The organism is Aeromicrobium sp. Sec7.5, assembly GCF_036867135.1.
Taxonomy (GTDB): domain Bacteria; phylum Actinomycetota; class Actinomycetes; order Propionibacteriales; family Nocardioidaceae; genus Aeromicrobium.
In genome coordinates this window covers 2,342,299-2,354,323 of the sequence record NZ_JBAJIJ010000001.1, presented here as the reverse complement: position 1 = coordinate 2,354,323, position 12,025 = coordinate 2,342,299, and the positions used below count along the sequence as shown (strand labels likewise).

The following is a 12,025-nucleotide window of genomic DNA, read 5'->3' as shown; positions in this document are numbered from 1 at the left end:
TCAGGCGTCGGAGTCCTTGATGTCGGTGACGACCGCACCGGCCCCGATCGTGGCGCCGACCTCGGCCGCGAGGCTCGTGATGACGCCGGCCTTGTGGGCGTTGATGGGCTGCTCCATCTTCATGGCCTCGATCACGACGACCAGGTCGCCCTCGGCGACCTCCTGGCCCTCTTCGACCGCGAGCTTGACGACGGTGCCCTGCATCGGCGACGTCAGCGAGTCGCCCGAGACGGCTGCACCGGCGCCGCCGCCGGACTTCCGCTTCGACTTCTTGGCACCGCCGGACGCTGCAGCGGTGACGCCGAGCGAGCCGGGCAGCACGACCTCGATGCGCTTGCCGCCGACCTCGACGACGACCCGCTCACGGGCGGCGGGCTCGTCGGCCTCGGCGCCGGAGGCGACGTACGGCTCGAGCTGGTTGTCGTAGTCGGTCTCGATCCACGTCGTGTAGACGTCGAAGGAGCCTTCGCTGCCATCGGGGTTGGTGGCGTTGTAGGCCGGGTTGTCGAGGACGTCGCGGTGGAACGGGATGACGGTCGGCATGCCGTCGACGACGAACTCGTCGAGGGCGCGGCGCGAGCGCTCGATGGCCTGCTGGCGCGTACGGCCGGTGACGATGAGCTTGGCCACGAGCGAGTCGAACGCGCCCGGGATGGTCTCGCCGTTGACGTAGCCGGAGTCGACGCGGACGCCGGGGCCGCTCGGCGGCTCCCAGGCCGTGAGGGTGCCGGGCGCGGGCAGGAACCCACGGCCGCCGTCCTCGGCGTTGATCCGGAACTCGATCGAGTGGCCGATGATCTCGGGGTCGCCGTAGCCGAGCTCCTCGCCCGCGGCGATGCGGAACATCTCGCGCACCAGGTCGAGGCCGGTGACCTCCTCGGAGACCGGGTGCTCGACCTGCAGGCGGGTGTTGACCTCGAGGAAGCTGATCGTGCCGTCGGCCGCGACGAGGAACTCGCACGTGCCGGCGCCGACGTAGCCGGCCTCCGTGAGGATCGCCTTCGACGACGAGTAGAGACGCTCGAGCTGGTCGTCGGTCAGGAACGGCGCGGGCGCCTCCTCGACGAGCTTCTGATGACGGCGCTGCAGCGAGCAGTCACGCGTCGACACGACGACGACGTTGCCGTGGCTGTCGGCCAGGCACTGGGTCTCGACGTGGCGCGGCTTGTCGAGGAACTTCTCGACGAGGCACTCGCCGCGGCCGAAGGCCGACACGGCCTCGCGGACGGCGGACTCGTAGGCGCCCGGGATCTCCTCGCGGGTTCGGGCGACCTTCAGACCGCGACCGCCACCACCGAAAACCGCCTTGATGGCGACGGGCAGGCCCGCCTCGTCGGCGAACGCGAGGACCTCGTCGACGTCCTTGACGGCGTCCTTGGTGCCGGGCGCGAGCGGGGCGTTCGCCTTCAGGGCGATCTGCTTGGCCTTGGCCTTGTCACCGAGATTCTCGATCGCGGACGGCGGCGGGCCGATCCAGATCAGCCCGGCGTCGATCACGGCCTGGGCGAACTCGGCGTTCTCGGCCAGGAAGCCGTAGCCGGGGTGGATGCTGTCGGCGTCGCTCTTCTTCGCGACGGCGATGATCTTCTCGATCGACAGGTAGGACTCGGCCGGCGTCGCTCCCTCGAGGGAGTAGGCCTCGTCCGCGAGGCGCACGAACAGCGCGTCACGGTCCGGCTCGGCGTAGACGGCGACGGAACCGATGCCGGCGTCCTTCGCCGCTCGGATCACGCGGACGGCAATCTCGCCACGGTTGGCGATCAGGACTTTGCGCAACGGGGGGGTGCTCACGAAAGATCTCCTCGGACACGTCGGCGGGGATGCGGAGCGAGTCTAGGGGAGCCGTCGGGCGGCTGCCGCCGCAGGGCGGTCAGGGGTGACCGTAGCGGCGTGCGGGCGCGGACCCTCAGAGGACGTCGAGGCTCGCGCACGGCAGCGAGAAGTGGCAGACCTTGGTGCCGAAGTCGACCGTGACGGCCGTCGAGCCCGACGTGCTGACCACGCGCCCGAGGCCGTGGGCGTCGTGCGTGACGCGCTGGCCCACCTCGTAGTTGCGCTCCGCGGGCGCTGCGGGCGGGGCGAACGGGCTGCTGGCGAGACGACGGGGCGCGGTCATGGTGATCCCAGTTTCCTCTTCTCGGCTCCCAGAAGCGAATCGCTGCCCCTGCGGCCCGGGTTCCCGCCGCTCGTGGGGAGGCGCCGGCAGCCTCGACGACGCGGCGGCGCACCTCACTCGTTCGGGTGGATGAACGACCACAGGTCGGTCCAGCGCAGCCCGAGATCGGCCACGAGCTCGCGCAGCAGGGGCACGCTGATGCCCACGACCGTGTGCGGATCGCCCTCGATGCCCCGCACGAACGCGGCGCCGTAGCCGTCGATCGTGAAGGCGCCGGCCACGTGCAGCGGCTCGCCCGTCGCGACGTAGGCCGCGATCTCGTCGTCGGTCAGGTCGGCGAAGTGCACGATCGTGGAGGAGGCCTCGACGACCTCCTCGCCGCGAAGGCGCAGGCAGTGTCCGGTGTGCAGGACGCCCGAGCGTCCGCGCATGCGCCGCCACCGGGCCGTCGCGGTCGCCGCGTCGCCGGGCTTGCCCAGGATCTCGCCCTCGAACGCGAGCACGGAGTCGCACCCGATCACGAGGTCGTCAGGTCGGTCGGCGGCGACGGCCCGACACTTGAGCTGGGCGAGGGCGGAGGCGAGGTTGGCCGGATCGCGCGAGGAGATCTGTGACTCGTCGACGCCGGACACGACGACGTCGGGCTTGATGCCGGCGGCGTGCAGCGTCGCGAGTCGGGCGGGCGACTGCGAGGCCAGGACGATCTTCACGTCGGCTCCTTCGGGTCGCCGTACCGGGCGACGGAGACGACGAGGTCGGTGCGTCCGAGCAGGAGGTCGATCAGCTCGCGGGACCCCGCGACGGTGAACCAGGACGGGTCGACGTCCGAGGCGATGAACCACGCGCGGTCGGCGGGCCACGTCAGTGAGGCCTGGGGGAGGGTGCGCGGCCATCCCGGGGCGAGCGGGCGGGCGCCCCACTCGCCGACCTGGGCGAGCGAACCGCGAAAGAGCAGGTACGACCGCAGGCCCCCGAGGTCGACGCGCGGCGCGTCGACGACCCGGGGCTCGAAGGCCGCCGGGGTCGCGGGACCGGGGTGGGGTCGGAACAGGCGCGGCAGGACCCGGTACCGGACGTCGACCCCCAGGAGGCGGGCGTCGCCGCCGTCGATCTCCCCCCAGCCCTCCCAGAGGCCGTAGACCACGTCGTCGGGTGTCGCGGTGTGGTTCGCACACAGTCGGGTCACGAGAGCCACCAGGGCGGGGTCGCTCCGGTAGCCCGTTCCCGCCGCGGTGTCGCCGGCGCCGTCGAAGTGGACGGTGGCGTAGGCGTCGTAGCCGGGCGGACCCTGCACGGCGAGCACCTGGGCGGGCGCGTCGGCGCCGACGAACCAGTCGGCCACGGAGGTGTCCGGCTCGTGGCTCAGTGCCGCACGCGACGGGCGCACGTCAGCCCCAGGAGGAGCGTCGCCACTGGTCGGCACCGTGGCGGTGCACGCCGCGGACGGCCCGGGCGGGGCTGCCCCACTCCGACCGCACGGGCTTGCGGGACCGTGACGCCGCGTCGGCCGCTGCCGCCGACCGGGCGGCCAGCACCGCGACGAGGGCGGCGAGCTCCTCGGGCGTGGGATCGCCCTTGACGACCCGCAGGGCCGGCTTCTGCGGCTCCGGGGCCGTCTCGTTCGACTCGTCGCTCACAGGGGGATGTTCCCGTGCTTCTTGGGCGGCAGGGTCTCGCGCTTGGTCTTCAGCAGGCGCAGGGCCTTGGTGACCTCGGCGCGCGTGGTGGCCGGCTCGATGACGGCGTCGATGTAGCCGCGCTCGGCCGCGATGTACGGGTTGCAGAGCTCGTCCTCGTACGCCGTGATGAGCTCCTGGCGCATCGCCTCGGGATCGTCGGCGGCCGCGACCTGCTTGCGGTACAGGATGTTGACGGCACCGGAGGCACCGACGACCGCGATCTGGCCCGTGGGCCACGACAGGTTGACGTCGGCGCCGAGGTGCTTGGACCCCATCACGTCGTACGCGCCGCCGTAGGCCTTGCGGGTAATGATCGTGATCAACGGGACCGTGGCCTCTGCGTACGCGTAGATGAGCTTGGCGCCGCGGCGGATGATGCCGTTCCACTCCTGCTCGGTGCCCGGCAGGAACCCCGGCACGTCGACGAACGTCAGCACCGGGATGTTGAAGGCGTCGCAGGTGCGCACGAACCGCGCGGCCTTCTCGGACGCGTCGATGTCGAGGCAGCCGGCGAACTGCATCGGCTGGTTGCCGACGACGCCCACGCTGCGACCCTCGACCCGGCCGTAGCCGATGACGAGGTTGGGGGCGAAGAGCGGCTGCACCTCGAGGAAGTCGTTGTCGTCGAGGACCGTCTCGATGACCGTGCGGATGTCGTACGGCACGTTGTCGGAGTCGGGGATCAGCGTGTTGAGCGCCTCGTCGGCCTCGTTCGGCTCGAGGTCGGCCACCTCGTCGTAGACCTCGGGCTCCTCGAGGTTGTTCTGGGGCAGGAACGACAGGAGGGCCTTGACGTACTCGACCGCGTCGTCCTCGTCGGCAGCCAGGTAGTGGGCGTTGCCGCTCTTGGTGTTGTGCGTGCGCCCGCCGCCGAGCTCCTCCATCGTGACGTCCTCACCGGTGACGGTCTTGATGACGTCGGGACCGGTGATGAACATGCCGGAGGTCTTGTCGACCATGATCGTGAAGTCGGTGACGGCGGGGGAGTACACGTGGCCGCCCGCGCAGTTGCCCATGATCATGCTGATCTGCGGGATGACGCCGGAGGCGTGCACGTTGCGCTTGAAGATCTCGCCGTACAGGCCGAGCGAGACGACGCCCTCCTGGATACGGGCGCCGGCGCCCTCGTTGATGCCGACGATGGGGCACCCGGCCTTGATCGCAAGGTCCATGACCTTCGTGATCTTCTCGCCGTACACCTCGCCGAGGCTGCCGCCGAAGACGCTGAAGTCCTGGCTGAACACGCAGACCTGGCGTCCGTCGACCGTGCCGTAGCCGGTGATGACGCCGTCGCCCATGGGCCGCCGGTCCTGCAGGGCGGCGGAGTGGCTGCGGTGGCGGGCCAGCGCGTCGAGCTCGACGAACGAGCCCTCGTCGAAGAGCATCTCGATGCGCTCGCGGGCGCTCTTGCGGCCCCGCTTGTGCTGCTTCTCGGCGGCGTTCTCGGCGACGACGACCGTCGCCTGTCGGTTGCGGTCACGGAAGTCGTCGAGCTTGCCGGCCGTGGTGTGGAGCTCCGGACGGATCTCGAGGTCGTCAGTCGTCTGTTCGGTCACGGGGGCCAGCGTAACCACCGTCAGCGGTGACCGTGCTGGGAGGTTGCCCGCACCCCTGTGCGACTCTGGCGCCGTGGACGCCCGCCCTCCCCGCCAGTCGCTCGACGCCGCCGCGCTCGCCACGGCGCTCGGACCCCGCCGTGGCGAGGTCAGGGTGCTCGCCGAGACCGGCAGCACGAACGCCGACGCCGCGCAGTGGGCCCGCGACGGGGCGCCGCACGGCTCGGTCGTGACGGCCGACCACCAGCTCGCCGGCCGTGGTCGACTCGATCGCACGTTCACCCTCCCCGAGCGCAGCGGCATCGCCGTGTCGGTCGTCTGGCGCCCCGAGGCCCCGCTGCGCCACTGGGTCTGGCTCCCGCTCGCGGTCGGCCTGGCGGTCGACGCGACGTTGACCGACCTGGGCGTGAGCGGCCACGTCAAGTGGCCCAACGACGTGCTGGTCGAGGGGCGCAAGATCTCCGGCATCCTGCTCGAGCGCGTCGAGACCCCCGACGCGGACTCCGCCGCAGCAGCCGTGGTCGGGGTGGGACTCAACGTCGACCTGGCCGAGGACGAGCTGCCCGTCCCGCACGCGACGTCGTTGCGGATCGCCGGGGCACGGGAGCTGGACCGCGGTCGCGTGCTCGCGCTCCTGTTGGGACACCTCGACGCGGTCTACCGGCGCTGGGAGCTCGCCGACCCCGCGGACCTGCGAGCCGCCTACGTCGCGCGGTGCGACACGGTGGGCCGCGCCGTCGACGTCGCGATGCCCGACGGGTCGGTGCTCCACGGCACCGCCGACGACGTCGACGACGACGGCCGGCTCGTCGTGGTGGGACCCGACGGCCGACGCACCGCGGTCAGCGCGGGTGACGTGACGCACGTCCGCGCCCGTGACTAGGGAGAAGACCCTGCCCGCGCCGCTCGCCGCATGACAAGATCAGTCCCATGGCCCTGTCCGAGAAGATGCTCATGACCGGCGAGCACAACATCCAGACCACCCGGACGCACGTGAAGGCGCTGTTCCTGCCCTTCGTCGTGCTGCTCGTGGTGGCGTTCGCGGGCGCCTTCGGCGCGGCGCAGGCGGGCGACGCGGGCGACGGCTACGTCCGCTGGGTGATCATCGCGATCGCCGTCGTCGTGCTGGTGTGGTTCTCGGTGGTCCCGTTCCTGCGCTGGTACCTCTGGACGTACACCCTGACGAACCGCCGCGTCGTGGAGCAGAAGGGGATCCTGACGCGGCACGGTCGCGTGATCCCGTTGAGCCGCATCAACGACGTCTCGTACGAGAAGAACCTCAACGACCGCATCCTGCGCTCGGGCACCCTCATCGTCCACAACGCGGCCGACGAGGAGGGGATGAAGCTCGACGACATCCCCTCCGTCGAGCAGTTCCACCGCCGCATCAGCGACCTGGTGTTCGAGGTGCAGAACCAGAACGACGACTGAGCCGCCGGCGATGACCCGATCCACCTCCCCGCCGTCGGGCGAACCCGTCCGCGAACCGCGTCGGGAGTCACTGCGCAACCGACTGCTCGGTCTGCTGCTGCGCGAGGAGCTCGACCGCGACATCGTCGCTGCCGCGGGCGACGCGAGGCTCGATCCGGAGCTCGCGCGACGTCTCTGGCGAGCGCTCGGCTTTCCCGAGCCGGGGGAGCGCCAGGCGTTCGGCGACGCCGACGTCGCGGCCTTCCAGCTCGTCACGGCGGCGATCCAGTCGGACCTGCTGACCGAGGACACCGTCCTGCGCCTGGCGCGCGCGATGGGCGTCACGATGGCCAGGCTCGCCGACTGGGAGGTCGCCACGCTCGTCGACGAGATGGAGCGTGACGTCGAGGTGGGCCGGGCCGACAGCCGTCTGGGGGTGGCCCTCACGCTCGCCGCTGAGCTCGCTCCGCGCTTCGAGGACATCCTGGTCCAGGTCTGGCGGCGTCACCTCACGGTGGCCGCGGCGCGCATGGAGGCGATCGGGGCCAACGACACCGAGCTCCGCACCACCACGATGACGGTGGGTTTCGCCGACCTGAGCCGGTTCACCTCGCTGAGCAACCAGCTCGACGACGCGGCGCTCGGCACGCTCGTCGAACGCTTCGAGGAACGGGGCGCCGACGTCATCACGGTGGGTGGCGGCCGGGTCATCAAGACCTTGGGCGACGCGGTGCTCTACGTCACGGTCGACCCCGTCGTGGCCACGCGGATCGCCCTCGAGCTGGTCAGCAACGTGGGTGCCCGCGACGACGTCCCCGCGATCCGCGTCGGCCTGGCCACCGGCTCGGTCGTCAGCCGGCTGGGCGACGTCTTCGGTCCGCCGGTCAACCTCGCGGCCCGGCTCTCGCACGTGGCCCGGGCCAACCGGGTGCTCGTCGACGACGCGACCGCGAAGGCCCTCGGACCGGACTTCGCGACCCGGGCCCTGCCGCCCCGACCCTTGCGGGGCTTCGGCGACGTCGCCCCCATCACCGTGTCGCAGCGCCGCGCCTTCCGCAGCCGCTGAGGCCTGCGGCTCGGCCCGTCCGTCCGCCAGTGGTCGATGCAGTCGGCGCGTGGCCCCTCTGCGCTCGCTAGAGTTCGGCGCATGTCACGTGCGCACCTGGCCGTCGTCGGTGGTGGCCAGCTGGCCCGGATGATGCAGCAGCCGGCGATCGCCCTGGGGCTCCGCATCCGCCTGCTCGCGGAGGGCCCCGACGTCTCCGCCGCGCAGGTCGTGGCCGACTCGATCGTGGGCGACCACACGGTGCTCGCGGACCTCGAGCGCGTCGCCGAGGGCGTCACGGTGGTCACGTTCGACCACGAGCACGTGCCGCCGGAGCACCTGCGAGCGTTGGAGGCCGCCGGGCACGCACCCCGCCCCGGCCCGCACGCACTCCTGTTCGCGCAGGACAAGGGGGAGATGCGCACGCGGCTCACCGAGCTCGGCGTCCCGTGTCCGCGCTGGGCGTTCGTCGGGACCGCCGAGGACGTCGCGACCTTCGGGTTCCCAGCGGTCGTCAAGACCACGCGCGGTGGCTACGACGGCAAGGGCGTCTGGGTCGTCCGTGAGCCCGCCGACGCCGCAGCGCTGTTCGAGGACGGGGCGCTGCCGTCGGGGGCTCGTCTGATCGCCGAGGAGCTCGTCGACTTCCGGCGGGAGCTGTCGGCGCAGGTCGCGCGGCGTCCCGGCGGCGAGGTCGAGGTCTACCCGGTGGTGGAGTCACGGCAGGCCGACGGCGTCTGTGCCGAGGTCGTCGCGCCCGCGCCCGAGCTCGACGACGCCCTCGCGGCGCAGGCCGCGGCGCTGGCCGAGCGGATCGCGACCGAGCTCGACGTCGTCGGGATGCTGGCGGTGGAGCTGTTCGAGACCGCCGACGGCCGGATCCTGGTCAACGAGCTCGCGATGCGTCCGCACAACACGGGGCACTGGAGCATCGACGGGGCCGTGACGAGCCAGTTCGAGAATCACCTGCGTGCGGTCATGGACCTCCCGCTGGGGCCCTCCACCCCACTCGCGCCGTGGAGCGTCATGGTCAACGTGCTCGGGGGAGCCGTGCCCGACCTCGAGGCGCAGCTACCCGTCGTGCTCGCCGCGGTGCCGCACGCGAAGGTCCACCTGTACGGCAAGGCGGTCAAGCCGGGCCGCAAGGTCGGCCACGTGACGGTCGTGGGGGCCGACCTCGAGGCCGTCCTGGCCGACGCCCGCCGCGCCGCGGCACTCCTGACCGACGGCTGACCCACCGAGGGGCGGTGAGTCTTCCACCGCACGAACGCTCAGACGGTGGAACACTCACCGCCCGCCCTGGGTCGGTGGAACACTCACCGCCCGCGGGGCGGGCGGGGTGCTGGCTAGGATCGCCAGCATGAGCGCGCGCGTGGGCATCGTCATGGGGTCCGACTCCGACTGGCCGGTCATGCAGGCCGCCGGGGAGGCCCTCGCGGAGTTCGACGTCGAGTTCGAGGCCGACGTCGTCTCGGCGCACCGGATGCCCGACGAGATGCTCGCCTACGGCCGGGACGCCCACGGGCGCGGCCTCGAGGTCATCATCGCCGGTGCCGGCGGCGCCGCCCACCTGCCGGGCATGCTCGCTGCGGTCACGCCGCTGCCGGTCATCGGCGTCCCGGTGCCGCTGAAGTACCTCGACGGCATGGACTCGCTGCTCTCGATCGTGCAGATGCCGGCGGGGGTGCCCGTCGCGACGGTCTCGATCGGCAACGCGCGCAACGCGGGACTGCTCGCGGCCCGCATCCTGGCCGTGGGCGACCCCGACCTCACGCAGCGGATGCTCGACTTCCAGGCCGGCCTGGCCGACGCCGCGCGCGCCAAGGGCGCCAAGGTGCGCGGTGGTGCTGCCGGCTCCGGCCCCGCCGGCTTCGGCCCGCGCTGACCCACCACGGCCCGCTCGACCCGCGGGGCGGGCGGGTTCAGGTCAGGGCGTGAGGTCGAGCGTCGCGTCGGTCCAGGTGCGCAGCTCCGCGAGCAGGCCGGGGTTCTCGGCCAGCGAGGTGCCGAACGACGGCACGATCTCCTTGAGCTGCGTGCGCCACCCGTCGAAGCGTGCGGGGAAGCATCGCTCGAGCACGTCGAGCATCGCGGCGACGGCCGTCGAGGCGCCCGGCGAGGCACCCAGCAGGCCGGCGATGGAGCCGTCGGCGGAGTTGACGACCGTGGTGCCGAACTCGAGCGAACCGCCGAGCCGGCCCTTCTTGCGCACGACCTGGACCCGCTGACCGGCGGTGATGAGCTCCCAGTCCTGGTCCTCGGCCTCGGGGGCGAAGACGCGCAGGGCGTCGACCTTGCCGCCACGGGTCTTGGCCAGCTCGAGGACGAGGTACTTGATGAGCGACCACGACGTCACGCCGATGGCGGCCATCGGCAGCAGGTTGTCGGGGCGGATCGAGCTCGGGAGGTCGGTGAACGAACCCTCCTTGAGGAACTTCGGCGTCCAGCCGGCGTACGGGCCGAACAGCAGCGAGCGGTGCCCGTCGATCACGCGGGTGTCGAGGTGCGGCACCGACATCGGCGGGGCGCCGACGGCGGCCATGCCGTAGACCTTGGCCTGGTGCTTCGCGGCGATGTCCTCGTCGAGGCAGCGCAGGAACTGGCCGCTCACGGGGAAGCCCGCGAAGCCCTTGATCTCCTCGATGCCCGAGCGCTGCAGCAGGTGGATCGCGCCGCCGCCCGCGCCGACGAAGACGAACTTGGCCCGGATCACGACGTTCTTGCCGTTCTGGCGGTCCTTGACGACGACGCGCCACGACCCGTCGCTCTCGCGCGTCAGGTTCTTGACGTGGTGGTCGAAGCGGATGTCAGCACCGGTGCGCGCGAGGTGGTCGACGAACTGCTGGGTGAGCGCGCCGAAGTCGACGTCGGTGCCGTTCTCGGCCCAGCTGATCGCGACGTCCTCGGACTCGTCGCGGCCCTCCGCCATCAGGGGGAGGCGCCGGGCGAACTCGTCGCGGTCGGTGATGAGCTCGAGCCCGGCGAACAGCGGGTTGGCCGACAGCTTGTCGTGGCGCTTGCGCAGGTACTCGACGTTCTTCGCGCCCTGCACGAAGCTGACGTGGGGGACCGGGTTGATGAAGCTGGAGGGATCGGTCAGCACCCCGTTCTCGACGGCGTGCGACCAGAACTGTCGCGACATCTGGAACTGCTCGTTGACGATGGGCGCCTTCGAGACGTCGACGTCGCCGTTCGGCAGCTTCGGGGTGTAGTTGAGCTCGCACAGCGCGGAGTGACCCGTGCCGGCGTTGTTCCACGGCCCGGAGCTCTCCAGCGAGGGCGACGCGAGCCGCTCCAGGACGGTGATCGACCAGTCCGGCTCGAGCGTCCGGAGCATCGTGCCCAGGGTGGCGCTCATGACGCCGGCGCCCACCAGGAGCACGTCGGTCGTGAGGTGGTCCGGCAGAGGCGAGCTCGGCGCGGTGGGAAGGTTCGCGTTCTCGGACAACGCTCGACAACTCCTTGAGAAAGACGTGCGGACCCTGCAGAAGTCCACCGTTCAACTGTGCCGGAGCGGCCGGAGGATCGCGTCATGGAGCGGGTGTGAGATTGCCCGATGTGCCTGTGAGGTGCGTCTCATCGGTGTGCTTGCCCCCGCGACGCCGTCAGCGGTCGCGGATGAACGAGGTGACCTGGCTGAGGGTCGGTTCACGGGGGGCCGACGCGAACCCGAACCGCACCGGCGGGTCGACCGGGGCGAGGGGCCCGAGGTCGTGCCCGTCCCAGCTGACCGTGGACTCCGTGACGCGCCAGGCGTCGGACGCGGCGTACCACTCGGTGCGGCCGTTGCCCGCGGTCCCGTGGGTGCGGACGCCAGGCATGACGCGTCGCGCGATGGGGTCGCAGAACCGGGCCCAGGTCTCCCGGTGGCCGACGGCGCGCGGGACGCAGCGCAGCAGGTAGCCGACCGGGACGCGCGCGCCGGGACTCCATCGCGCGCGCAGGGGACCGGCGGCGATCGACCACCCGTCGACCGAGACGGGCACGATCCGGACGTCGTCGAAGGTGTAGGTGGTGGAGACCAGGTCGGCGACCCACGGATCGGGCGCGAGCAGGATGCGGTGGCCGTCGGGGCGTTCGACCATCGCGTCGGCGAATCGTCCGTGGGGGCTCCGGTCCCAGATCCCGACGACGACCCGCGTGCCGCTCGTCGTGCCGAGCCCCACGATGTGTCCGTCGAATCGCTGAGTCACGAACCCAGTGTGGGCGACCTCTCGCC

At 71.7% G+C, this 12,025-nt stretch carries 13 protein-coding genes; 5 read left to right on the top strand and 8 right to left on the bottom strand.

Translation table 11 applies throughout. The annotated features are described in order from the left end of the window. The 6 genes from V6S66_RS11860 to V6S66_RS11835 form a co-directional block, all read right to left on the bottom strand. Positions 1 to 1,791, bottom strand: a complete 1,791-nt coding sequence (locus V6S66_RS11860; RefSeq protein ID WP_334206947.1) for an acetyl/propionyl/methylcrotonyl-CoA carboxylase subunit alpha — start codon at positions 1,789 to 1,791, stop codon at positions 1 to 3. Positions 1,792 to 1,906: 115 nt separating this feature from the next. Continuing rightward, a complete protein-coding gene (locus V6S66_RS11855) occupies positions 1,907 to 2,116 on the bottom strand; it encodes a hypothetical protein (RefSeq protein WP_334206946.1) in 210 nt (69 codons plus the stop codon). A gap of 113 nt (positions 2,117 to 2,229) precedes the next feature. After that, positions 2,230 to 2,826 (bottom strand): Maf family protein, encoded by a 597-nt coding sequence (locus V6S66_RS11850; protein WP_334206945.1) that lies wholly within the window; start codon positions 2,824 to 2,826, stop codon positions 2,230 to 2,232. Next, positions 2,823 to 3,503 carry a hypothetical protein gene (locus V6S66_RS11845; RefSeq protein WP_334206944.1) on the bottom strand — a complete coding sequence of 227 codons (681 nt, stop codon included), beginning with the start codon at positions 3,501 to 3,503 and terminating at the stop codon, positions 2,823 to 2,825. The genes V6S66_RS11850 and V6S66_RS11845 overlap by 4 nt, the downstream gene beginning before the upstream one ends. Before the next feature lies 1 nt (position 3,504). Then, positions 3,505 to 3,753 carry an acyl-CoA carboxylase epsilon subunit gene (locus tag V6S66_RS11840; protein WP_334206943.1) on the bottom strand — a complete coding sequence of 83 codons (249 nt, stop codon included), beginning with the start codon at positions 3,751 to 3,753 and terminating at the stop codon, positions 3,505 to 3,507. Beyond that, a complete protein-coding gene (locus V6S66_RS11835; RefSeq protein WP_334206942.1) occupies positions 3,750 to 5,351 on the bottom strand; it encodes an acyl-CoA carboxylase subunit beta in 1,602 nt (533 codons plus the stop codon). Before V6S66_RS11835 ends, V6S66_RS11840 begins: the two co-directional genes overlap by 4 nt. Positions 5,352 to 5,424: 73 nt before the next feature. Between V6S66_RS11835 and V6S66_RS11830 the strand changes: the two genes are divergently transcribed. The 5 genes from V6S66_RS11830 to purE all read left to right on the top strand — a co-directional run bounded on the left by V6S66_RS11830 (position 5,425) and on the right by purE (position 9,691). Continuing rightward, positions 5,425 to 6,234 (top strand): biotin--[acetyl-CoA-carboxylase] ligase, encoded by an 810-nt coding sequence (locus V6S66_RS11830; protein ID WP_334206941.1) that lies wholly within the window; start codon positions 5,425 to 5,427, stop codon positions 6,232 to 6,234. Positions 6,235 to 6,281: 47 nt separating this feature from the next. Continuing rightward, complete coding sequence (locus tag V6S66_RS11825) at positions 6,282 to 6,782, top strand: PH domain-containing protein (protein WP_334206940.1); 501 nt, start codon at positions 6,282 to 6,284, stop codon at positions 6,780 to 6,782. 10 nt (positions 6,783 to 6,792) lie between these two features. Beyond that, a complete protein-coding gene (locus V6S66_RS11820; protein WP_334206939.1) occupies positions 6,793 to 7,827 on the top strand; it encodes an adenylate/guanylate cyclase domain-containing protein in 1,035 nt (344 codons plus the stop codon). Positions 7,828 to 7,908: 81 nt separating this feature from the next. After that, complete coding sequence (locus tag V6S66_RS11815) at positions 7,909 to 9,039, top strand: 5-(carboxyamino)imidazole ribonucleotide synthase (protein ID WP_334206938.1); 1,131 nt, start codon at positions 7,909 to 7,911, stop codon at positions 9,037 to 9,039. A 127-nt stretch (positions 9,040 to 9,166) separates the two neighbouring features. Beyond that, complete coding sequence (gene purE, locus V6S66_RS11810; protein ID WP_334206937.1) at positions 9,167 to 9,691, top strand: 5-(carboxyamino)imidazole ribonucleotide mutase; 525 nt, start codon at positions 9,167 to 9,169, stop codon at positions 9,689 to 9,691. A gap of 42 nt (positions 9,692 to 9,733) precedes the next feature. Here the strand turns inward: purE and mqo are convergent, their stop codons facing one another. Continuing rightward, the gene (gene mqo / locus V6S66_RS11805) at positions 9,734 to 11,254 is read right to left on the bottom strand and encodes a malate dehydrogenase (quinone) (protein ID WP_334206936.1); all 1,521 of its coding nucleotides are present in this window, start codon (positions 11,252 to 11,254) and stop codon (positions 9,734 to 9,736) included. A 157-nt stretch (positions 11,255 to 11,411) separates the two neighbouring features. Further along, on the bottom strand, positions 11,412 to 11,999 hold the full coding sequence (locus tag V6S66_RS11800) for a hypothetical protein (protein WP_334206935.1): 588 nt from the start codon (positions 11,997 to 11,999) through the stop codon (positions 11,412 to 11,414). Positions 12,000 to 12,025: the final 26 nt, after the last annotated feature.

Coding starts and splice junctions, on each gene's coding strand:
- V6S66_RS11855 (WP_334206946.1), bottom strand. CDS start 2,116: ATGACCGCGCCCCGTCGTCTCGCCAGCAGCCCGTTCGCCCCGCCCGCA.
- V6S66_RS11825 (WP_334206940.1), top strand. CDS start 6,282: ATGGCCCTGTCCGAGAAGATGCTCATGACCGGCGAGCACAACATCCAG.
- V6S66_RS11820 (WP_334206939.1), top strand. CDS start 6,793: ATGACCCGATCCACCTCCCCGCCGTCGGGCGAACCCGTCCGCGAACCG.
- V6S66_RS11815 (WP_334206938.1), top strand. CDS start 7,909: ATGTCACGTGCGCACCTGGCCGTCGTCGGTGGTGGCCAGCTGGCCCGG.
- purE (WP_334206937.1), top strand. CDS start 9,167: ATGAGCGCGCGCGTGGGCATCGTCATGGGGTCCGACTCCGACTGGCCG.